This is a genomic window from Pseudomonas sp. KCJK8993, from assembly GCF_046230915.1.
Taxonomy (GTDB): domain Bacteria; phylum Pseudomonadota; class Gammaproteobacteria; order Pseudomonadales; family Pseudomonadaceae; genus Aquipseudomonas; species Aquipseudomonas piscis.
This window is the reverse complement of the sequence record NZ_JBJJLO010000013.1, coordinates 1-20,653: the sequence shown is the minus strand read 5'-3', so window position 1 is coordinate 20,653 and position 20,653 is coordinate 1. Positions and strand designations below refer to the sequence as shown.

Below are 20,653 nucleotides of genomic sequence, written 5' to 3'. Positions count from 1 at the left end.
GACAGCGGGTGCCCGAAGGCACCCGCTGTCTCGTTGCACCAGCCCTACGGCTGAACCGGCTCGGCCTGCGCCAGGGCATGCACCGAACCACCGGCCAGCTTGCGCAGGGTCACGTAGAACACCGGGGTCAGGAACAAGCCCAGGAGCGTCACCCCGAGCATGCCGAAGAACACCGTGATCCCGGTGGCGGCGCGGATTTCGCTACCGGCGCCCGTACCGATCAGCAACGGCACCGCCCCGGCGATGAAGGCCACCGAAGTCATGACGATCGGCCGCAGGCGCAAGCGACAGGCCTCCAGCGCTGCGTCGACGATGCCCCAGCCCTGGGCCTCCAGCTCCCGGGCGAACTCCACGATCAGGATCGCGTTCTTGCAGGCCAGGCCCATCAACACCACCAGCCCGACCTGGACGAACACGTTGTTGTCGCCGCCGCTGAGCCACACCCCGCTCAAGGCCGCCAGCATGCACACCGGCACGATCAGGATCACCGCCAGGGGCAGGGTCCAGCTTTCATAGAGCGCCGCCAGCACCAGGAACACCAGCATCACCGCCAGGGGGAAGACCACCAGCGCCGCATGGCTCTGGGTCACCTGTTGATAACTCAGGTCGGTCCACTCCAGGACGATGCCCTTGGGCAGCACCTGGTCGGCGATCTCCTGCAACTTGACCAGGGCCTGGGCCGAGGACAGCTGCTTGGGGTTGGCATCGCCGATCATCCCCGCCGCCGGATAGCCGTTGTAGCGCACCACCGGGTCCGGGCCGAAGGTGTGGGTGACGGTGATCATCGCCGCCAGCGGCACCATCTCGCCCCGGTCGTTGCGCACCCGCAGCGCGCCGATGTCCTCGGCGCTCTGGCGATAGCGGGCGTCGGCCTGGGCCATCACCCGGTACACCCGCCCGAACAGGTTGAAGTCGTTGACGTAGGCCGAGCCCAGGTAGACCTGCAAGGTGTTGAACACATCGCTCAGGGCCACGCCCTGGGCCTTGGCCTTGACCCGGTCGACCTGCACTTCCAGCTGGGGAATGTTGGCCTGGTAGGAGCTCACCGGGAAGCTCATGCCCGGAGTCCGGGCCACGGCCGCCTGGAAGGCGCTCATGGCCCCTTGCAGGGCGCCGTAGCCCAGGCCCTCGCGATCCTCCAGGTACAAGGCGTAGCCCGAGCCGTTGCCCAGGCCCTGGATCGGCGGCGGCAACAGCGCATAGGCGAAGCCTTCATGCAGTTGCGACAGCTTGGCGTTGAGCTCGGCGTTGATCTGCGCGGCGCTGCGGGTGCGCTGGTCGAACGGCTTGAGGATGATGTACGCCGCCATGACGTTGGGGGTGTTCGTTCCCTGCAAGGCGTTGAGGCCACTGAAGGCTGGCGCCATGTCCACGCCCTCCACGCTCAGGGCCGTGTCGATGACCTTGCGCGTCAGCTCGTCGGTGCGCGCCAGGGAGGAGCCCTCGGGCAGCTTGGTGCCGGCGAACAGGTAGAGCTTGTCCTGGGTCGGGATGAAACCGCCGGGCACGATCTGGAACAGCCACACCGTGGCCACCAGCAACAGGCCGTAGATCGCGAAGACACTGCCGCGATGACGCAAGATCCCGGTGACCGAACCCTGGTAGCGCTCGGAGCTGCGATTGAAGAAGCGGTTGAAGACCTTGAAGAAGCCGCCCAGCAGGCGCTGGATCAGGCGTTCCAGGGGGTCCTTGGCGGCATCGTGGGGCTTGAGCAACTTGGCCGCCAGCGCCGGCGACAAGGTCAGCGAGTTGATCGCCGAGATCACCGTGGAGATGGCGATGGTCACCGCGAACTGCTTGTAGAACTGCCCGGTGACGCCCGAGAGGAAGGCCATGGGCACGAATACCGCGCACAGCACCAGGGCGATGGCGACGATCGGCCCGGAGACCTCCTTCATCGCCCGGTGCGCGGCTTCCCGCGGACGCAGGCCCTGGGCGATGAAGCGCTCGACGTTCTCCACCACGACGATGGCGTCGTCCACCACGATGCCAATGGCCAGCACCATGCCGAACAAGGTCAGGGTGTTGATCGAGTACCCCAGCAGGTAGAGCCAGGCGAAGGTGCCGATGATCGACACCGGCACCGCCAGCAGCGGGATGATCGAAGCCCGCCAGGTCTGCAGGAACACGATCACCACCAGCACCACCAGGATCACCGCTTCGATCAGGGTGTGCTGCACCGCGGCGATGGACTCGCGGACGAACACCGTCGGGTCCCAGATCGCCTTGTAGGCCACGTCCTCGGGGAAGTTCTGCGCCAGCTCGTCGAACTTGGCATAGACCGCATCGGCCACCTGCAGGGCGTTGGCCCCCGGCAGCAGGAAGATGCCCACGGTGGCCTGCTCCTTGCCGTCCAGGGAGGCGCGCAGGGTGTAGTCGCCGGCCCCCAGCTCGATGCGCGCCACGTCGGCCAGGCGCACCACCTGGCCGTCCCTGCCGGACTTGAGCACGATATCGCCGAACTCCTGCTCGCTGCGCAGGCGCCCGCGAACGTTGATCGACAACAGGAAATCGGCTTTCTGCGGCGATGGCTCGGCCCCCAACTGGCCCGCCGAGACCTGCACGTTCTGCTCGCGCACGGCGCCCAGCACGTCGGCCGCCGTCAACCCGCGGGACGCCAGGGCATCGGGGTCCAGCCACAGGCGCATGGCGTAGTCGCCGGAGCCATAGACCCCGACATCACCGATGCCGGGCAGGCGCGACAGGGCATCCTTGACGTGCAGGGTCAGGTAGTTGCGCAGGTACAGCGAGTCGTAGTGGCCTTCCTTGGAATACAGGCTGACGTACATCAGCGGGGTCGGCGACTGCTTCTGGGTGGTGACGCCGTATTGCCGCACCTCCTCCGGCAAGCGTGACAACGCCTGGCTGACGCGGTTCTGCACCCGCACTGCCGCGGCGTCCGGATCGATGCCGGGGCTGAAGGTCACGGTCAGGGCCAGGGTGCCGTTGGAGCCGGCCACCGACTTCATGTACATGATGCCTTCGACACCGTTGATCGCCTCCTCCAGGGGCACCGCCACCGACTCGGCGATCTCCTTGGGGTTGGCGCCGGGATAGGTGGCGCGGACCATGACGCTGGGCGGCACCACCTCGGGGTATTCCCCGGAGGGCAGCAGCGGGATCGAGATCAGTCCCAGGGCGAAAATGATGATCGACAAGACAATGGCGAAGATCGGCCGGTCGATGAAGAACTTCGAGAAATCCATGGTCCGTCTCCGTCAGTGGGCCGACAACGCCGGGGCATCTGGGCTCAACGACGGTTTCGCGACGGGCGGCGCCACCTCCTTGGGGCGGATCGGCATGCCGGGGTAGAAGATTTTCTGCGCGCCGCTGACCACCACCTGGTCACCTGCGGCCAGGCCCGACTCGATCACCCGCAAGCCATCGAGCAAGCGCCCGAGGGTCACGTCCTTGCGCACGGCCTTGTCCTCCGGCCCCCGCACATACACGTACTTGCGGTTCTGGTCAGTGAGGATCGCGCGATCGTCCACCAGCAGCGCCTGGGTTTCCCCGGCGCCCTCCAGGCGCACCCGCGCATACAGCCCGGGGGTCAGCTTGCCCTCGGGGTTGGGTAGCACCGCCCGGGCGCGGATGGTGCCGGTGGTGGCATCCACCCGGTTATCCAGGAAGTCCACCTGGCCACTGAAGGGAAAACTGTCGCGCTGGCTGGCCAGGCCGACCCGCACCTGATGGGCCAGCCCCGGGCGCGCCCCCGCCCCGGCCTGGTCGCTGTAGCGCAGGAAGCTGTGCTCGTCGGCATCGAAGTAGACGTATATCGGGTCCTGGGACACCACCGTGGTCAGCACCGTCTGGTCGGCCTGGGCCAGGTTGCCGGCGGTGATCTGCGCCCGCCCGGCACGCCCGGCGAACGGCGCCCGCACCTGGGTGAACCCCAGGTTGAGCCGGGCCATGGCGACATCGGCCATGGCCGCATTGACCTGGGCCTGGCCCTGGCCCAGGGAGGCGCTGCGGATATCGCCCTCCTCGCGGGAAATCGCCGCCTGGCGAACCAGCGCCTGGCCGCGCTGGTCCTGGGCCCTGGCCAGGCGCAGCGAAGCCTGGGCCTGCTGCAGGCGCGCCTCGGCGCTGGCCAGGGCCTCGCGGTAAGGCCGCGGATCGATCTCGAACAGCACCTGGCCCTGGCGCACCTGTTCACCATCGCGAAACGCCACGCGGTCGACATAACCGCTGACCCGTGGCCGCAGGTCGACGGTGTCCACCGCACTGATGCGCCCGTTGAACTGGTCCCACTCGCGGATAGTGCGCAAGGCCAGGGTACTGACCTCCACCTCCGGAGCCTGCGCCGCCGGGGGCGCCTTGCTTTCACCACAGGCCGCCAAGGCCAGGACCACGCCGTACAACGCCACACCTCGCGATACACCACGGGCCCGGTAGAGAACTCGCTGGGCTGAATTCACGAACATGCACTCCCCGACAATCGAACATTGGTTTTTTTGCTGCCGGCACGGTACAAGTTAAAGTCAACTTTAAGTAAAGCCCTCCCAGGAGCGAGCATGTATTCCCAAGGCGATCCCCACCTGACCATCACCGAAATCGCCCGACGCAGCGGGGTCAACGCCTCGGCGCTGCGCTTCTACGAGTCCCGCGGGCTGATCAATTCAGCCCGCTCCGGCAGCGGCCACCGGCGCTATCCACGCTCGGTGCTGCGGCGTGTGGCCTACATAGTGTTCGCCCAGCGGGTGGGCTTCTCCCTGGAGGAAATCAGCGAGCAACTCGACGGCCTGCCCAACAACCACGCCCCCATGGGCGAAGACTGGCAACGCCTGTCCGCCACCTGGAAAGCCCGGGTGCAACAACGCATCGCCGAGCTGGAACGGCTGAACATGAGCCTGGAGGAGTGCATCGGCTGCGGCTGCATGTCCATGGACCACTGCAAGATGAACAACCCGGGGGACATCTACTCGCGCAACGGCAGCGGCGCCCGGCGCTGGATCGGCGACGAGAAGATCGATGTGGAGGCGTTGCGGGGGGAAGCTTGAATTTCTGGCAACTCACTGGCTATCGGGGCTGCCAGCGTATGCCTGGAGCTAGCCGAAGGTTCTCATGAACGGCTCGGCACACTGCCTGATTGCGGCGACGACCTGGGGCGCTTGTTCAACCCATTCTGGCGAACGGGCCAACACCCGCTCCACAACTTGTAGTTGCTCGCGAATGACCTCTTCGGGCCGCGCTACATCACAGACCCTGGCAAATTCCAGCAAGCCTTGGCGCGAAGAGAACAGAGACTTGTTGCCAAGCAGATCCAGTGCCAGGACATCTTCCGGAATATACGCCGTGGTATTGACGATGTCGTAGGCCGGCGCAAGCCGTGCGTTGCGCTGGGTAGGGTCGGAGTACAACAGGCCGAAATTCTTCAGGTGGGCATCGCCATTACCCACGATGCAACTCAGGCTTACCATGGCAAACAGCTGGGCCAGCGAGGCCCGCACCTGCTCGGGCGCACAGAACAGGCGGACTGCCTTGGCAATCGCCGAATAACTCTTGCTGTACTTCTGTTCGGTGCCCAGCCCCATCAGCGCAGCCATGTCCTCGAACCCCAGTGGATCGAGCCGCTCGTCCCGATCGAAGCGACGCATGACGAACAATTTGCCGTTGGCGGATAGATAGAACTCCGGAACCGCAATCCCCGCCTCCCGGGCCATGGACATGCAAAGAAATTCGTTGATCGCCAGCCCTGGAAACTCATCCCGGCCACTCTTGATGATCAAGTCGGAAGTCTTCGAGGTAAAACGCGGTGACATGGCGTCCTGCTGCTCAGGCACCAGCACCTTGGGCTGAACGCCCGAGATACCGGCGCGCAGGATGTAGCGATCCACCAGGCCAGCGAAAATATCCTCGGCGCCGTCCCAGGCCAGGATTTCCTCAAGCCGTTCTCCGGCAAACTGCTGGCGTTGCAAGAGCGTATCGATTTCAGGGGAATGCACCATTACCCGGCCGATGGGAGAACTGCTGCCAGACAGGGCCAACAGCAACATGGGATCGATGCTCACCAATTTGGCCAGACGGTTGCGCAACTGCTCCAGCACATAACCTTCCGGCAGGTTCATCTGGAAAATCGGGTGCAGTTCGCGGTAGCGGTATTCCTCCAGGCGCACAGGCATCAACAGACTGATAGCGGCCTGGGCCACAGCGTCTTCGTGGTAGCGAAACAGATAGTCCCCGACGGTAGTGAAGACCTTTCCGCTCCCTCCCTCTGGCGTTGCGACTTGCAGCATGGCCGGCTTCACTCGAACACTCCCTGGATCTCATCCAATGTGGGCATGGCGGCAGGCATCAGCGTGAACTCACAGTCCAGGGCTGCCAGTACTCGTGCGTAAGCCATCATGCCCACCGACAAATCGCCCTTTTCGATGGTTATGACTTTCTGCCGGGTAATGCCCGCCAAGGACGCCAAGCTGGCCTGGGTCAACCCGCGGTTCAGGCGGCGCTGGCGAATCTGCTCGCCTAGACGCAATGCAATGAGCGCATGATCCATGTTCTATATACGTAACAGTCAAACATTAAAGTAACGTATACATTACCTATAAAAAAATCAAAGCGACTCAGACCAGTTGCATTCCAGGCCCCAGGAGAAGCGGCTCCTGACCATCGGCGATACGGATTCCAGCCGCTATTCCTGACTTCTACGAACAACTGTATTGAGCATACCTGCCTGTTTCCCCCAGGCCGCGCCACGTACCTTGGCCCCACTGCAACTTGCCAAGGACTTTCCCATGTTCAATCGCTTGATCCTGCCCTTCACCCTGCTGTTTGCCATCGGTGCGGCCCATGCCGCCGATACCCAGAAGTGGTACCCCTCCAAATACGGCGCGCAAGACGAGATCGGCGCGGCCAACCTGCTGGATGCCCAATCGGTGCTCGATGCCGCAAAGCTGATCAAGACCGGCAAGACCTACCCGCTGGCGGTGCCCATCGACAAGAACCTGCCGGCCTTCCGCCACCGCAGCTTCCACCTGACCAACGTGCAACCCGGCGAAGCCGGCGGCACCTCCCTGGGCCCCAACCAGTTCACCTTCAACGATGAACTGGTGGTGGGCTGGACCGGGGTCGGCACCCAGCTCAACGGGATCGGCCATATCGGTATCGACAACGTCTACTACAACGGCAATCGCGCGGCGGACTTCGTCAGCGTCGAAGGCGTGAAGAAGCTCGGTATCGAGAAGGTACCGCCGATCGTGACCCGGGGCGTGGTGCTGGACATGACCGCCGTCTACGGCAAGGCCATCGTCCCGGAGAAGACCGAATTCACCGTCGCCGACATCCAGAAAGCCCTGGACCGGCAAGGCGTCAGCATCCGCAAGGGTGACGTGGTGCTGTTCAACACCGGCTGGCTGGAGCTGATCGGCAAGGACAAGCAGAAATTCCTCGCGGTCGAGCCCGGTATCGGCATGGAGGCCGCCAAGTGGCTGGTGGACAAGCAGATCGTGGCCTTCGGCGGCGACACCTGGGCCTCGGAAATCTACCCGGCCAAAGATGGCCAGGAGTTCCCGGTCAACCAGTACATGCTGGCCAAGAACGGCATCTACAACCTGGAGCTGATCGACAGCCGCGCCCTGGTGCGGGACCAGGCCTGGGAGTTCATGTTCGTCCTCGGCCAACCGCTGTACAAAGGCTCGACCCAGGTCAACATCAACCCGGTGGCGATCCACTGATCGACTGACCCGGGTACGACCCGGCCGCGCCCTCCCCCGGAAGGCGCGGTTTTTTTATCGCCCTTGCTCAAAGCGGGCGCTCCATGACCAGGGTCCGCTCCTCGCCGTCGAACTGCTCGCGCACCGTGCGAAACCCCAGGCGCGCATAAAAACCTTCGGCGGTGATCGAGGCCGGGACGATCAACGACTGCGCGCCGGCCTCCCTGGCCGCTTGCTGCAAGACGGTCATCAGTTGCCGGCCGACACCGCGCTTATGCCAGGAGGGCTCGACGAACAGGGTACGCACCACATTGGCGTCCAGGCTGGCGGTGCCCACCAGCACGCCATCGACCCAGGCGACGAACATCCGCCGGCGCTGCATCAGCTGCAGCACCCCGGCGGCGGTGAAACCGTGCCGGACCCGTTCGATCACGCTTGCCGGATAATCCCGGGCATTGCTGGTGAGCAGCGCCGCCAGGATCACCTGGCTGATCCGCGGGGCATCGGCCGCTGCGGCTTCCCGTACCTGACACTGCATGAGCGCTCCCTGCCTGGCCCTGGTCAAAGGGCCAAATTACGTTGTGGAGCGCCGGCTGCCAAGGCGCTAGGGCAACCGGAACACCAGGCTGGCATTGTCGTTCAGGCGCCCCTCGTACACCGGCTGGAGCTGTTCCAGCGAGGTGCCCCGGAGCCTCTCGCGCTCCTTGCGTGTCACTATCACCCAGGAGCCGTGGGGCAACCGGTCCAGCTGTTCCGGAGCATCACCCATGACGAACAGCGGACGCTCGTCGTAGTCCAGGTTCATCATGTAGCGCACCGCCCCGGTGTCCTGGCCGAGGTCGAAGAACACCAACGGCCCTGGGCGTTCGGCACGCAAGCGCTCGACCTGGGAGACGAAGCCCCGGGTGTCGTATTGCCGGTCCTTGGCCGGGTCCAGCACCGATACCAGCAGCCACCATTGCGCCGCCAGGGCCAGGCCACTGAGCACCACCAGGCGGCGTCCCTGGTCTGCCACGGTGCGCCGCCAGTGATACAACGCCAGCGCTTGCAGCAAGGCGAAGATGACGACCAGCAACGGCATCGACACCGGCGGCCAGTAGCCGTGCTTGTGCCAACTGTGGCGCAAGACGAACAGCACCAGGATGCACAGCCCCGGCAGCAACGCCACCAGCCACTGGTAGCCCTGGCCCAGGCGGGCCATCCCGCCCTTGGCGTTGAGCAGGCCATGGGCCGCCACGGCAGCGAACATCGGCACCATGGGCAGGATGTAGTAGGCGCGTTTGAAGTGGGGCAGCGATAGTCCGACCAGGACCATCAGGCCGCAAGCCCCCAGGCGCAGTACCAGTTGCAACTGCGCGTCGACATGCCGTCGCGCCCACTGGCGCCGGAGCCCCCAGAGGGTCGCCAGGGCCAGGAGCACCACCGGGAAATAGCGATACAAAGCCAGTTGGAAGTAGAAGTAGAACGGCTCGCCGCTTTCATCCAGGCGCCCGCGAACCTGCATGTCGTAGACCTGCTGGACAAAACCGTCACCGCCGCTGATATAGGCAAGCTTCATCAGCAGCCACCAGCAGCCGGCCAGAAGCGCCAGCCCCGCGATGCCGTAACCCACTACACGCCTGAACATCGCCTTGCGCGCTTCTGGGGTACGAGCATCGCCCAGCAACCAGTAGAAGCAGATCACGCCACACACCTCCACCAGCCCCAGGGGCCCGCGGATGGCGAAAGCCAGCACCAGCAGCGGCAACACCGCCAGTTGCCGCCACCGCGAGCCCGTCTGCTCGCCAGTGTGCAGCAGGTAGAAGGCGCCCAGGCACAACAGGGAAATCATCTGGTCCAGGCAAACCGAGCGCGACTTGTCGAGCAACTGGCTGGTCAACGCCGTGAGCAGTACCGAGAGCAAGGCCCAGGTTCGCCCCTGGGGCGCCAGCAGGCGATACAACAGGGCCAGCACCCCGGCCGAGGCCAGGGCCGTGGGCAGGATATTGGCCAGGTGGTTGGGGGCGCCGAACGCCTGGGCGAACAGGTAGCTGAGAAAGGTCGCGGTTGCGGGGTAGTCCGGATAGGGCTGGCCATAGGTGGTGGGAAACAAACTGGCACCGTGGCGGAACATCTCCTGCAGGAAAAACGCCCAACGCCCATCGAAGCCCTGGGGCTGCTCGTCCCAGATGCCCCAGGTGAACAACACCAGCGCCACCAGGTAGACCGCCCAGGACTCGACACCGAAACGCTTTTCTCGAACCATCTTCGCTCCACCAGAAAGTGCCGTTGCCAGGGCTCGGCGCAAAGCAGGCAATGTTGCCGGAGCGGGTACTGAACAGTGCCTGAACGACCCTTGAAAACCGCTGCGCTTCTTCAGCGGGCCAGCGCCAACCGGCGCCAGCGCACCTGGCCCACCACCAGCGCCAGCAGCACCAGGGCCATGGACAGCCCGTCGTCCAGGCTGATGCCTTGGCCCAGCAACAACATCGAGCCCGCGGTACCGAACAGCGGAATCAGCAGCGACAAGGGCGCCACCCGTGATACCGGGTACTCGCGCAGCAGCAGGTTCCACCCCCAGTAGCAGAAGTGCGTCGCGGCATAGACCTGGAACAACAGCGACAGCACGGCGGCCCAGCGGAACGGCCCAAGCACTTGCACGAACGGCGCCGGGCCGTGGGCCAGCCAGGTCAGCGCCAGCAACGGCAGCGGCGCGAAGAGACTGGCCCAGACCACGAAGGCGAATACCTCGCGCACCCCGCAGCGCTTGATGATCACGTTGCCCAGGCTCCAGCTCAAAGCGCTGGCCAACAGCAAACCATAGCCCTGGCTGGTGGCCTGCCCGGGGCTGGAACCGATGATCCGCAACAGGCCCCAAAGGGCGATCGCCATGGCCAGCCACTGTGCCGGGCGCAAGCGCTCACCGAACAACAAGGCTCCCCAGCCCAGGGAAAAGAACGCGCTGAACTGGATCAGCAACGACGCGGTGCCAGGGGCGACACCCTGGTCGATCCCCAGGTTGATCAAGGCCCACATGGCCACGCCGAAGATCAACCCATAGGCCACCAGCCAACCCATGGCCACCTGCGGCCGTGGCACCAGGAACACCCAGGGCAACGCCGCCAGGGTGAAACGCAGGGCCGTGAGCAGCAATGGGTCGATGCTCGCCAGTCCGAGCTTGGTGATGGGAAAGTTCAGGCCCCACAAGGCCGTCACCAGCAAGGCCAGGAGCCAGTGTTTGTTCTGCATGTCGCACGATCCGTGGAAAGCGGTCGTGGGCCAGTCCCCGACCGGGTCGCCACTATCGCCGCTCGACCTGCTGGCCCGCTTGCAGTATCAGGTCAGATACCAGTAAATTCGGGCCATGCCACCCATCACCCTCGACCCGTACCAGGATTCCCCCCGGGATGCGCTGGTCACCGCCACCGACTACCAGGACGGACAGCACTTCGCCGAGCACCAACATCGGCGCGGGCAGTTCGCCTACGCCGCTTGCGGGGTGATCAGCGTATTCACCGACCAGGGCAACTGGGTGGTGCCGCCACGCCGGGCAATCTGGGTTCCCGCCGAAGTGCCCCACGCCATGCACATGAGCGGCTCGGTACTGATGCTCAACACCTATGTCCACCCGCAGGCGGCGCAACGCCTGGGCCTGCCGGGGCATTGCCAGGTGCTGGAGGTTTCCGAGCTGCTGCGCCAGTTGCTGCTACGTGCCGTGGACGTTCCCGCGCACTACGCCACCGAGGGGGCCCACGGCCAGTTGATGGGCCTGTTGCTGCACGAGATCGCGGCGATGGCGCCGCTGTCGCTCAATGCCCCGCTCCCCGCCGAACCGCGCCTGATGAAGGCTTGCCGCAGCCTGCTGGAACAGCCGTCGCTGCAATGGCCAGTGGATGAAATGGCCCAACGGGCCGGCATGAGCCGCCGCACCTTCACCCGCCTGTTCCGCCAGCACACCGGCATCAGTTTCGTGGAGTGGCGCCAGCAAGCCTGCCTCTTGGCCGCCGTGGTACGCCTGGGCAATGGCGAACCCGTGACCCGGGTGGCCATGGACCTGGGCTATAGCAGCCCGAGCGCCTTCACCGGGGTGTTTCGCAGGATATTGGGGCAGGCGCCCAGTCGCTACTTCGCCCGGGACCGGGCCTGAAAGGCCGCAGGCCCGGCAGTTGAACGGCCAGGCCCGGCCTGCGAGATCCGCGCTACAGGAACACGGCGGACAACATGCCCAGCGCGCCCAGGCAGAAGCCGATCAGCGCGCCGCGCCCGGGCATCTGCTGGAACAGCGCCCAGATCACCAGCGGTTCCAGGAGCAGCAGCGAAGTCACCGAGACCACGGTGACGATCCAGATATCCCCTACCGCCATGTACCCCAGCCAGTAGGCCGCCAGCAGGCACAGGCCGCCCAGGCACATGATCAGCACTGGCACCAGGAGCCCGCTGCTCCCCGTGTCGCCGGCATGGGCCAGCCGCGCCACCACCACTTCACTGTAGATGGCGCAGAACTCGCCCAGCACCATCAGCCCTACAGCAGAAACTCCGAGTAATTCTTTGGACATGAAACAAACCCCTTCGTATTGAGAGCCCGATTTTTCAGCTCCCAGGCATTGATCGCTCCGCTGACGGAGCCGGCATGGCAATGCACAGGGGTACGAGGCAACTCGGTTACGTTGAGGAACTTGTTCATTTCCATCTCCTTTTGGGTGACTGACACCAACAGGGTTCACAGCCCTGCTTGTATAAGTGATTTGCTCCCCCGGTGTCATCCGCTCGTGAGCCTCCCTCACAAAAAAACCACGCAAACTCCACAGTCCACCCGCGCACTTGCCGATAGCCTGGGTCGGTCATCCTCAATCTGCAGGCAGCGCCTACCATGTCCCAGCCGTCCCTCCCTGTTCGTACCGTACGACCCAGCGAATGGGTCGCCACCTACTTCATCGGCGTCGCGGCGCTGGCCCTGGTGCTGACGCTCACGCTCTGCCTGATAGTGCAGGTCTCCAGACGGGATCCGTGGAGCGACCTGGGCAGTTCGATATCGTTCTACGTGACGGGGCTGCTGCTGAGCACGGTGGTGATCGGAATCAGCGCCGCACTGCCCAGTGCCCTGTTCTTTTGGCTGGCCCAGCGGTTTGCCTGGCACCGCCTGCCGATCTACTTGCTGTGCGGCGCCCTGGCCGCCCTGCCCACCATTGCGGTGGTAATGACCTTGCTTTTCGGTTCCTTCAACCTTTCATCCAACGCCCCCGGCGTGCTCCGCTATCTGCCTGAAGCGCTGCTGTTCAGCGCTTCGGGAGCCTTTCTGGGGGGCATCTTCTGGTGGCGCAGCGGACGTCACCTGCGCTGACGCCATTCCCAGGGACCGGCTTGCTGGCGAAAAGACACGGGCCATGACCTTGGCCAGCCCACCTACCTGCTCAAGCGATGTTTCCATGTCCTCGACACCCCCAACCCAACGTACCGTGCAACCTGAAGACTGGTTCGCTGCCTACTTCATCGGCGTCACCGCCCTGGCCCTGGTCCTGTCGGCAGGGCTCATGCTGATGATGCTGGCCGGCGCCGGTACCGTGCGCTGGACCGAGATTGTCCAAGTGCTGTTCATGGGCCTGCTGACCCTGGTGGCCAGCGGCCTGGTGATCGCTATTCTCACAGCCCTGCCCTGCGTCCTGTTCTTCTGGCTGGCCCATCGTTTTGCCTGGCGCAACGTGCTGATCTATCTGTTCTGTGGTGCGGTCTTTGCCTTGCCGACCATTCCCGTGGTGATGCCCCTGATGCCCGACTCCTATATCGACCCGCCCGAAGATCCGCCAGTGCCCAGCCTGCTGGAAAACTGCTCGTCCATGGCGCCGCTGTTCAGCACTTCGGGGGCATTCCTGGGGTTGATATTCTGGTGGCGTAGCGGGCGTCACCTGCGCTGACCGGTCAGTGACCGATACCGGCATCGGGATCATGGGCCACCACCACCTTGCCGGGCTGGCCGCCCAGCTCCACCTGCCCATGGGCCAAGAGCAGGTTATCCACGGTAAAAGGGCTCAGGACCTCCCGCAGGGTGCAGCGGATAACGCCCTGGTCCAGCAGCTGCGCCACACGTTCCAGGATGCGATGTTGCTCGTGCATGTCCGGGGTCTGGAACAGCGCCCGGGTGAAGACCATCTCCCAATGCAAGGACACGCTCTTGCTCTTGAGCGGTACGGCATCGAAAGACTGATGATCGTCGATCAGCGCGATATGCCCATGGGGCTCGATGATCTCCACCAGCTCGGCGAAGTGCTCTGCGGTGTGGGCCAGGGCCGCGATATGGGTCACGCCCGGCAGTTGCAACTGCGCCAGCTGCGGCACCAGCGGGCGGGAATGATCCAGCACATGCTGGGCTCCCAACTCCAGGCACCACTGGCGGCTGGAGGGCCGCGAAGCAGTGGCGATCACCGTCATGCCGGTCAACTTGCGCGCCAGCTGGATCAGCATCGACCCCACGCCACCAGCCCCGCCGAGGATCAGCAAGGTCCCCTGGCTGGCCAGATCGCCGGGCACCCGGGCCAAGCGCTCGAACAACAACTGCCAGGCCGTCAGCGAAGTCAGTGGCATCGCCGCCGCCTGGGCGAAGGACAGGCTCTTGGGCTTGTGCCCCACCAGGCGCTCGTCGACCCGGTGCAACTGGGCATTGGCGCCATCGCGAGTGAAAGTCCCGGCATAGAACACCGTGTCGCCCGGTGCGAACAGGGTCACCGCACGGCCCACTGCACGCACCACCCCACTGGCATCCCAACCCAGGACCCGCACGCTATCGGGCACCGCCACCAGCCCCGCCCGGACCTTGGTATCCAGCGGGTTGACCGATACCGCGCGCACCTCCACCAGCAAGTCATGAGGGGCGGGCGACGGTACTGGTCGTTGCTGCTCGAAAAGGGCCTGGGGATCGGTCAGATCCGACCCTGGAAGATAGTGGATGACGTGCATTGCAAGGCTTTCCCGAAGACTGAAAGCGCACACTTAAATCCTTCATGCCCCATCGGCACAAGTACGGTACTTTTGCGTACCAGCTACGCAAAAGGGTCGTCAGGCAATGAAGAACAAGCACTACCAGGACATTCCCGGATGCCCGGTCGAGGTCACCCTGGACCTGATCGATGGACGCTGGAAAGGAGTGGTCCTGCACCAACTGCTCAACAATGACTACCTGCGCTTCAATGAACTGCAACGTCGCCTGCCCGGGATTTCCCAGCGCCTGCTGACCAAACAGCTGCGCGACCTGGAAGCCGCCGGCCTGGTACTGCGCACGGTGTACGCCGAAGTCCCGCCGCGGGTGGAATATCGCCTGAGCGAAGAAGGTCGCTCGCTGCAGCCGGTAATCGAGGCGCTGTCCGCCTGGGGCCAGGGACGCATAGCCCGTCTGCAACAGGCCGCGAGCGCCTGAACACTGGAACCTGCATGTCCTCTCGCCTGCCCCATCCCTCAAGATTCGGCATTTTCTAGGGATCGACCCTGTTGGGCTGGTCGGCGCTCGAATCGAGCGATCCACCGATGGGCGTCGCTTGCGGCCAGCTTTTCGTCCCCCCGGCCTATGCCGCGCTCCAGGAACAGGTGCGTACAAGCAATGGCACAGACCAGAGCGACCTGCACCTGGTGGCCTACCACCTCGGCCCCCCCTGCCGGCCATGGCAGTGAGCATCCTGGACGCAGACGCCCGACTGAACCGACGCACCTGCCCAGTGGGATGCCGACGGCAAAACCTCCTACTTATTCACAATTCGTTAAGACTCGCCTGCGTATACTCCGGCGCTTGCCCGCAGCCCTCGCCTGCCTCCCGGACGCTCCCCATGTCACGACCTGCCCCATTGTTGTTCCTGCTGGCCTGCCTGCTGTTCTTCTTCGCCCTGGGCAACCATGAGTTGCAGGGCTCCACCGAAGCCCGGGTCGCCGGGATCGCCATGCAGATGCACCTGGATGACGACTGGGTCACCCCGCGCCTGTTCGGCACACCATTTTTGGAGAAACCGCCGCTGAGCCTGTGGCTCGATGCCGGCGCCATCCGCGCCTTTGGCGGCACGCCCCTGGCGGTACGCCTGGCCTCGGCCTTTGCCGGGCTGTTCAGCGTGATGCTGCTGTATGGCCTGTTGCGGCGTTTCGGGCGTCCCGCCGGGGTGGCGCTGATGGCCGGGCTGATGCTGGCGACCATGGCCAGTTACTGGAGCAACGTGCGCGGCGTGGGCGAGGATGCACTGCTGAGCCTGGGCGTGACCCTGGCCCTGCTGGCGTTTTTCCAGGCCCACCGGCGCCAGCAAGCACGACAACCAGTCCCCCTGGCCTGGCTGGCATTCGCCGCCGGGATCGCCATCGCTACCCTGAGCAAGGGGGTGCTGGGCCTGGCCATGCCGGGGGTGGTGATCTTCGCCTACCTGCTAGTGGACAGCCTGCTAGCCAGGCGCCTGGCCCTGGGCCATTGGCTGCGCCCTGCATTGCTGACCCTGCTGGGCCTGGTGCCCCTGGCGATCTGGCTGGCGCTGCTGTACCAGCGCGGTGGCCCGGCCGCCCTGGCGGAGGTGCTGTGGACCAACAGCGTCGGACGCTTCGGTGGCTCCTTCGTCGAGGCCGGCCACTACGAGCCCTTTTATTACTACCTGGCCAAGCTGCCCCAGGCCTTCCTGCCCTGGAACCTCCTGCTCTACCTGGGCCTGTGGCACTGGCGCAAGGAACTGGCGAACAACCGCTACCTGCTGTTCTTCGTGCTCTGGCTGCTGGCGCAGTTCGCCCTGCTGTGCCTGGCGTCGAGCAAGCGCACCGTGTACCTGATGTCGCTGACCCCAGCGGCGGCGGTTCTGGCGGCCGAGTACGGGGCGGTGCTGTACCAGCGCCTCGCCCGGCGTGCCGCGGGCAGTGGGTTCTGGAGCGCGGTGGGACGCCGACGCAAGGGCCTGGTCGTGGGGCTGATGAGCCTGGTGGTGGCCGCCTACCTGGCGAACGCCCAGTGGTTTGCACCACGCCTGGACCGTGAACTGTCGTTCGTGCCGGTAACCGACCAGATCATGGCGCTCGAGGCCGACGGTCACCCATTGGCGCTGTACCAGGCCAACGAACGCATCGCCGGGGCCAGCGTGTTCTACACCCAGCGCCTGCTCGGGGACCTGCAGACCGAGTCGCAACTCATGGCATTTCTCGCCGAGTCGCCCCGCCACATGGCGGTGCTCGGTGGTGCCGAGGCCCCCAAGCCACCACTGCAGATACAAAAGACGTTGATGGTGGGACGCCAGGCCTATTACTTCGTCAACCTGGCGCCCGCCAACTGACACAAGGAAAAACGGCACCCACCGGGGTGCCGTCGAGCTTGTCGGGCCGAGTAGGTCGCACCCGGCAAGCGCAGGATTACTGCGGATTCTTCAGCTTGACCACGTCACCGGACACCTTGGTGGTGTAGCCGTTGAGCACCCAGGCCCAAAACCAGTTTTCCTGGACTTGGGTATTGATCAGCGCATCGCCGCCCTTGGCCTTGATCGCAGCATTCTGGGCGCGCACGAAACGGCTGTTCTGCTGGATCGGGATGAACCCGAACAGCATGATCCCGGTAGCAGTCGCTTCACTGTGACCGATGACCGTGTACTGGCTGCTGTCCAGTTGCTGGGTTTTCATCGGGGTGCCGGTGCAGCCGGCAAGAACCAGGCCTAGACAGGCAGTGGCAACGACTTTATTGATGTACTTCAAGACACGACTCCATGGGGAAAAACGCCGGGGAATCATTTCCCGGGCGGCGGCACTCTACTCGGCAACTTGGCAAATAGCCATCACTCTGCCCATCCAGGAAATGTCTCCTTCCATCATTCCCCACCGCCATAGCTAACCCCCGTGGCGGTCGCAGGAGTTGGCGACACCTGGCGCGCACCTCTTCAGTTCATCGGACGCAATCCAGCGCAGCAGCGTGGGACCGATACAACACCTGGATGTAATAGTTCCCCGAAATAAGGGAGAGATTTCCTACTGCAAACATGAATGGACCTCTCCTTAGCATCGAACCGGCTTTATCTATAATTCCAAGGAGGTACCAAATGGACGTGAAAGACCTCAGCCTTATCGATGTTCGCCAACTTCCCCATTCGCTCCAGGCCCTTATCGACTGCATCGGACTGGAGAACGCCTATCGCCTGACCTGTGAATACGGCGGCCGTCCTAAATACATCCCCAAGCATGCCCAACGCACCACCCTGGCCCAGATCCTCCCGGCCGATGCCCTCGATGCCTTGATCGAGCGCTTCGCCGGCCTGGCCCTGGAGATTCCCAAGGCCGACCACTTCTGCCGGCAGATCCGCAACCAGAACATCCAGCTGGAAAGCTTGGGCGGGATTTCGCGTAGCGTCCTGGCGGACAAGTACGGCCTGAGCCTGAGGCAAATCGGCAATATCCGGCGCCTGGAGGCCAGCACTTCCCGCTGATCGAGCCCCTCTGGCCTGTGCCGATGAGGCGCCCGGCAGGCCAGGGCACCGTCCTTCCATGAAGAGCCTGGACGCGAATCGCCAGAGCCACGCCCACTCGGTGACCTCAGGGCTTGAGGTTCACCGAGCGCCAGTCGCTGGCCTCGATCGACCCGAGCATCTTCGGTGTGCCGTCCAGGGTGTCGGTGGAGACGAACAGGGCTGCGCCGTAGCCCAAGGTCGGTGTCGCCAGCTTCAAGTCACGTTCCAGTTGCGCCATGCACTCACTGTGAGTCACCAGCACCAGGTTGTGTCCGGCAACCTTATGCGCCAGGGCATCGCGCAACATGCTGCCCTTGCAGTTGAAAAGCCAGTTATCGCCGCTGCTGACCTTGCTGAACATGTAGCTGGCAGTCTGCGCGGTACGGGTCAGGGGGCTGTTGTAGATATCGGTCCGGGCCAGGCCCAGTTGCTCGAACCGGGCGCCGAGTGCCACCGCCACTGCCCGGGCACGGTCGGTGATGCCATCGGCCGGGCCCAGGCAAGCGGCATTGGAACGATCGCAGCGCTCCACATGGCGCACCAGGACGATCATGTCGCCCTTGGCCCAACCGCTGGCCAACGCCTCGAGTCCGCTCGCATTGCCATGGGCCAAGTCGGGAACCGCCGCCGGCTGGAGCAGGTACAGGCCCAGCAGCAGGGTCAGGCCCAGGCCCAGCAACCAGGCCAGACGCCGTTTGTAACGGGCCAGGGTACGCCCCGGGAATGGGCCCTTGGCCTGTGCCAATACCAGTCTTGTGGTCACGTTCCAGCCGCCCTTTAGAGAAATGATCCGGGTATCGAGCAGCTCGTGCCGAGCCAGGCGGGCCTGATGGCAGACGAGCTTCGCCGCATGCACGAGGGCAGCGACCGGCCAGACTCTAGGGTGGCGCCCGTGGGGCGAGGGTGAAATCGATGTGAAAAAAAGCTCAACGCCCAGCGGGTTCATCCCGCAAAATAGCCGTCAAACCCTGAAACATTGTCTTGGCGCAATGCCGACGAAATCGTTTCAGCTATGGCACATCCCGCCGATACACCCCCTACAAAACACCTTGCTGGTCACCAAGAACAACAATCTTCCGGCCAACTGAGATCAAGAAGCACTACGTTCCTGGAGGAATTCAATGAATAGCTGGTTCGCCAACATCAGCGTCAACCTTAAGTTGGGCCTGGGCTTCGGCCTGGTCCTGGCCCTGACCACCGTTCTTGCACTGACCAGCTGGACCAGCCTGGGCGGCATGATCGACCGCAGTAACTGGATGAGCGACATCACCCAGTTGAACATCGGCCTGACCAAGCTGCGGGTCACCCGCTTGCAATACATGCTGACCAACGGCGACGAGACCGCCGCGCAGAGTGTCCAGGCCACCCTGGACGACTTCAGCGCCCAGCAGAAGAAGCTCCTGACGTCATTCCAGAGCCCGGAAAACATCAAGCTGCTGCAAGGCCTGGGCGCGACCATCGCCGCCTATCAGGACTCGCTGAACAAGATGCGCAACGCCTACCGCACCGGCAACGCCGCGCGCCAAGCCATGAACCAGAATGCCGACGACGCCAACGACTTGATCAACGGGATCAACGAGCGGGTCAAGCAGATGCCCCTGAGCGACGAGCGTTTCGAGCAGTTCCAGGCCATCACCGAGGCCAAGGAAGCCTTCCAGCTGGCCCGCTATGAGGTGCGTGGCTACGTCACCACCAGCAACCCGGAGACCGAACAGAAGGCCGTCGCCCAGCTTAACGCCGCAATCACTGAGCTTGAGCAGTTGAACAAGCACTTCGGCCGCACCCAGGGCGATGCCCTGCAGCGCCTGGCCAGTGCCCTGACCCACTACCGCAGCTCGCTGCAGACCTTCAAGGCAGCCTTCTCCGACGCCGTGCAGGCGCGCAAGGAAATGACCGACCAAGGCGCCGACATCGTCGAGCGCAGCGACGCCCTGTACCAGATCCAGCTGGATCGCCGCGATGTCGAAAGCGCCCAGGCCCGTAGCCTGCAACTGACCAGCACCCTGCTGGCGCTGCTGGTGGGCGTACTGGCCGCGGTGATCATCACCCGCCAGATCACCCGCCCGCTGCGCGAGACCCTGGTGGTGGTCGAGCGCATTGCCTCCGGCGACCTGACCCAGGACCTGCACGTTACCCGCCGCGACGAGCTGGGCGTGCTGCAACAAGGCATCGCCCGCATGGGCGTGACCCTGCGCGAGCTGATCGGTGGTATCCGCGACGGCGTGACCCAGATCGCCAGCGCCGCCGAGGAACTGTCGGCGGTGACCGAGGAAACCAGCGCCGGGGTCAACAGCCAGAAAGTCGAGACCGACCAGGTGGCCACTGCCATGCACGAGATGACCGCCACCGTTCAAGAAGTCGCGCGCAACGCCGAGGAAGCCTCCCAGGCTGCGGCCGCCGCCGACGGCGAAGCCCGCGAAGGCGACAAGGTGGTGGCCCAGGCCATCGAGCAGATCGAGCGCCTGGCCAGCGAAGTGGTGCGTTCCACCGACGCCATGAGCATGCTGCAACAGGAAAGCGACAAGATCGGCAGCGTCATGGACGTGATCAAGGCCGTGGCCGAACAGACCAACCTTCTGGCCCCGC

At 64.4% G+C, this 20,653-nt stretch carries 21 protein-coding genes; 9 read left to right on the top strand and 12 right to left on the bottom strand.

From position 1 onward, the window contains the following. Nucleotides 1-44: 44 nt before the first annotated feature. Together ACK6AU_RS06670 and ACK6AU_RS06665 are read right to left on the bottom strand one after the other, a co-directional pair. Nucleotides 45-3,206, bottom strand: coding sequence for an efflux RND transporter permease subunit (locus ACK6AU_RS06670; RefSeq protein ID WP_185697699.1), 3,162 nt, complete (start codon nucleotides 3,204-3,206; stop codon nucleotides 45-47). 12 nt (nucleotides 3,207-3,218) lie between these two features. Then, entirely contained in the window at nucleotides 3,219-4,418 is a 1,200-nt protein-coding gene (locus ACK6AU_RS06665; protein WP_409298382.1) for an efflux RND transporter periplasmic adaptor subunit, read from the bottom strand. Nucleotides 4,419-4,514: 96 nt separating this feature from the next. Here ACK6AU_RS06665 and soxR point away from each other — a divergent pair, with 96 nt between their 5' ends. Next, entirely contained in the window at nucleotides 4,515-5,000 is a 486-nt protein-coding gene (soxR, locus tag ACK6AU_RS06660; RefSeq protein WP_409298380.1) for a redox-sensitive transcriptional activator SoxR, read from the top strand. Nucleotides 5,001-5,048: 48 nt separating this feature from the next. On the opposite strand, the gene ACK6AU_RS06655 is transcribed toward soxR, so the two are convergent. After that, nucleotides 5,049-6,236: a type II toxin-antitoxin system HipA family toxin gene (locus ACK6AU_RS06655; protein WP_409298444.1), complete on the bottom strand. Its 1,188-nt coding sequence runs from the start codon at nucleotides 6,234-6,236 to the stop codon at nucleotides 5,049-5,051. 8 nt (nucleotides 6,237-6,244) lie between these two features. Next, a complete protein-coding gene (locus ACK6AU_RS06650) occupies nucleotides 6,245-6,496 on the bottom strand; it encodes a helix-turn-helix transcriptional regulator (RefSeq protein WP_409298378.1) in 252 nt (83 codons plus the stop codon). 238 nt (nucleotides 6,497-6,734) lie between these two features. Between ACK6AU_RS06650 and ACK6AU_RS06645 the strand changes: the two genes are divergently transcribed. Next, on the top strand, nucleotides 6,735-7,673 hold the full coding sequence (locus ACK6AU_RS06645) for a cyclase family protein (RefSeq protein WP_409298376.1): 939 nt from the start codon (nucleotides 6,735-6,737) through the stop codon (nucleotides 7,671-7,673). 67 nt (nucleotides 7,674-7,740) lie between these two features. Here the strand turns inward: ACK6AU_RS06645 and ACK6AU_RS06640 are convergent, their stop codons facing one another. The 3 genes from ACK6AU_RS06640 to ACK6AU_RS06630 form a co-directional block, all read right to left on the bottom strand. Beyond that, on the bottom strand, nucleotides 7,741-8,190 hold the full coding sequence (locus ACK6AU_RS06640; protein WP_185697694.1) for a GNAT family N-acetyltransferase: 450 nt from the start codon (nucleotides 8,188-8,190) through the stop codon (nucleotides 7,741-7,743). A 66-nt stretch (nucleotides 8,191-8,256) separates the two neighbouring features. Beyond that, the gene (locus ACK6AU_RS06635) at nucleotides 8,257-9,897 is read right to left on the bottom strand and encodes an ArnT family glycosyltransferase (RefSeq protein ID WP_409298373.1); all 1,641 of its coding nucleotides are present in this window, start codon (nucleotides 9,895-9,897) and stop codon (nucleotides 8,257-8,259) included. A gap of 110 nt (nucleotides 9,898-10,007) precedes the next feature. Further along, nucleotides 10,008-10,880, bottom strand: a complete 873-nt coding sequence (locus tag ACK6AU_RS06630; RefSeq protein WP_185697692.1) for an EamA family transporter — start codon at nucleotides 10,878-10,880, stop codon at nucleotides 10,008-10,010. 115 nt (nucleotides 10,881-10,995) lie between these two features. On the opposite strand from ACK6AU_RS06630, the gene ACK6AU_RS06625 reads away from it, so the two are divergent. After that, complete coding sequence (locus tag ACK6AU_RS06625) at nucleotides 10,996-11,778, top strand: AraC family transcriptional regulator (protein ID WP_409298371.1); 783 nt, start codon at nucleotides 10,996-10,998, stop codon at nucleotides 11,776-11,778. Between the two features lie 52 nt (nucleotides 11,779-11,830). On the opposite strand, the gene ACK6AU_RS06620 is transcribed toward ACK6AU_RS06625, so the two are convergent. Together ACK6AU_RS06620 and ACK6AU_RS06615 are read right to left on the bottom strand one after the other, a co-directional pair. Continuing rightward, nucleotides 11,831-12,148: a hypothetical protein gene (locus ACK6AU_RS06620; RefSeq protein WP_185697799.1), complete on the bottom strand. Its 318-nt coding sequence runs from the start codon at nucleotides 12,146-12,148 to the stop codon at nucleotides 11,831-11,833. A gap of 5 nt (nucleotides 12,149-12,153) precedes the next feature. Continuing rightward, entirely contained in the window at nucleotides 12,154-12,315 is a 162-nt protein-coding gene (locus tag ACK6AU_RS06615) for a hypothetical protein (protein WP_185697690.1), read from the bottom strand. Nucleotides 12,316-12,501: 186 nt separating this feature from the next. Between ACK6AU_RS06615 and ACK6AU_RS06610 the strand changes: the two genes are divergently transcribed. Both ACK6AU_RS06610 and ACK6AU_RS06605 read left to right on the top strand, forming a co-directional pair. After that, nucleotides 12,502-12,972, top strand: a complete 471-nt coding sequence (locus ACK6AU_RS06610; protein WP_185697689.1) for a hypothetical protein — start codon at nucleotides 12,502-12,504, stop codon at nucleotides 12,970-12,972. Nucleotides 12,973-13,057: 85 nt separating this feature from the next. Beyond that, on the top strand, nucleotides 13,058-13,543 hold the full coding sequence (locus ACK6AU_RS06605) for a hypothetical protein (protein WP_409298369.1): 486 nt from the start codon (nucleotides 13,058-13,060) through the stop codon (nucleotides 13,541-13,543). Between the two features lie 4 nt (nucleotides 13,544-13,547). On the opposite strand, the gene ACK6AU_RS06600 is transcribed toward ACK6AU_RS06605, so the two are convergent. Further along, the gene (locus tag ACK6AU_RS06600) at nucleotides 13,548-14,582 is read right to left on the bottom strand and encodes a zinc-binding alcohol dehydrogenase family protein (RefSeq protein ID WP_185697687.1); all 1,035 of its coding nucleotides are present in this window, start codon (nucleotides 14,580-14,582) and stop codon (nucleotides 13,548-13,550) included. A 106-nt stretch (nucleotides 14,583-14,688) separates the two neighbouring features. On the opposite strand from ACK6AU_RS06600, the gene ACK6AU_RS06595 reads away from it, so the two are divergent. Beyond that, nucleotides 14,689-15,039: a helix-turn-helix domain-containing protein gene (locus ACK6AU_RS06595; RefSeq protein WP_185697686.1), complete on the top strand. Its 351-nt coding sequence runs from the start codon at nucleotides 14,689-14,691 to the stop codon at nucleotides 15,037-15,039. Nucleotides 15,040-15,442: 403 nt separating this feature from the next. After that, the gene (locus tag ACK6AU_RS06590; protein WP_409298366.1) at nucleotides 15,443-16,909 is read left to right on the top strand and encodes an ArnT family glycosyltransferase; all 1,467 of its coding nucleotides are present in this window, start codon (nucleotides 15,443-15,445) and stop codon (nucleotides 16,907-16,909) included. A gap of 76 nt (nucleotides 16,910-16,985) precedes the next feature. On the opposite strand, the gene ACK6AU_RS06585 is transcribed toward ACK6AU_RS06590, so the two are convergent. Next, nucleotides 16,986-17,357, bottom strand: coding sequence for a hypothetical protein (locus ACK6AU_RS06585; protein ID WP_409298364.1), 372 nt, complete (start codon nucleotides 17,355-17,357; stop codon nucleotides 16,986-16,988). A gap of 305 nt (nucleotides 17,358-17,662) precedes the next feature. Here ACK6AU_RS06585 and ACK6AU_RS06580 point away from each other — a divergent pair, with 305 nt between their 5' ends. Beyond that, a complete protein-coding gene (locus ACK6AU_RS06580) occupies nucleotides 17,663-18,046 on the top strand; it encodes a transcriptional regulator (protein WP_185697683.1) in 384 nt (127 codons plus the stop codon). Nucleotides 18,047-18,152: 106 nt separating this feature from the next. Here ACK6AU_RS06580 and ACK6AU_RS06575 read toward each other — a convergent pair whose 3' ends face one another. Then, nucleotides 18,153-18,830 (bottom strand): histidine phosphatase family protein, encoded by a 678-nt coding sequence (locus tag ACK6AU_RS06575; RefSeq protein ID WP_409298362.1) that lies wholly within the window; start codon nucleotides 18,828-18,830, stop codon nucleotides 18,153-18,155. A 358-nt stretch (nucleotides 18,831-19,188) separates the two neighbouring features. On the opposite strand from ACK6AU_RS06575, the gene ACK6AU_RS06570 reads away from it, so the two are divergent. Next, a partial coding sequence (locus tag ACK6AU_RS06570) for a methyl-accepting chemotaxis protein (protein ID WP_409298360.1) occupies nucleotides 19,189-20,653 on the top strand: 1,465 nt, incomplete at its 3' end.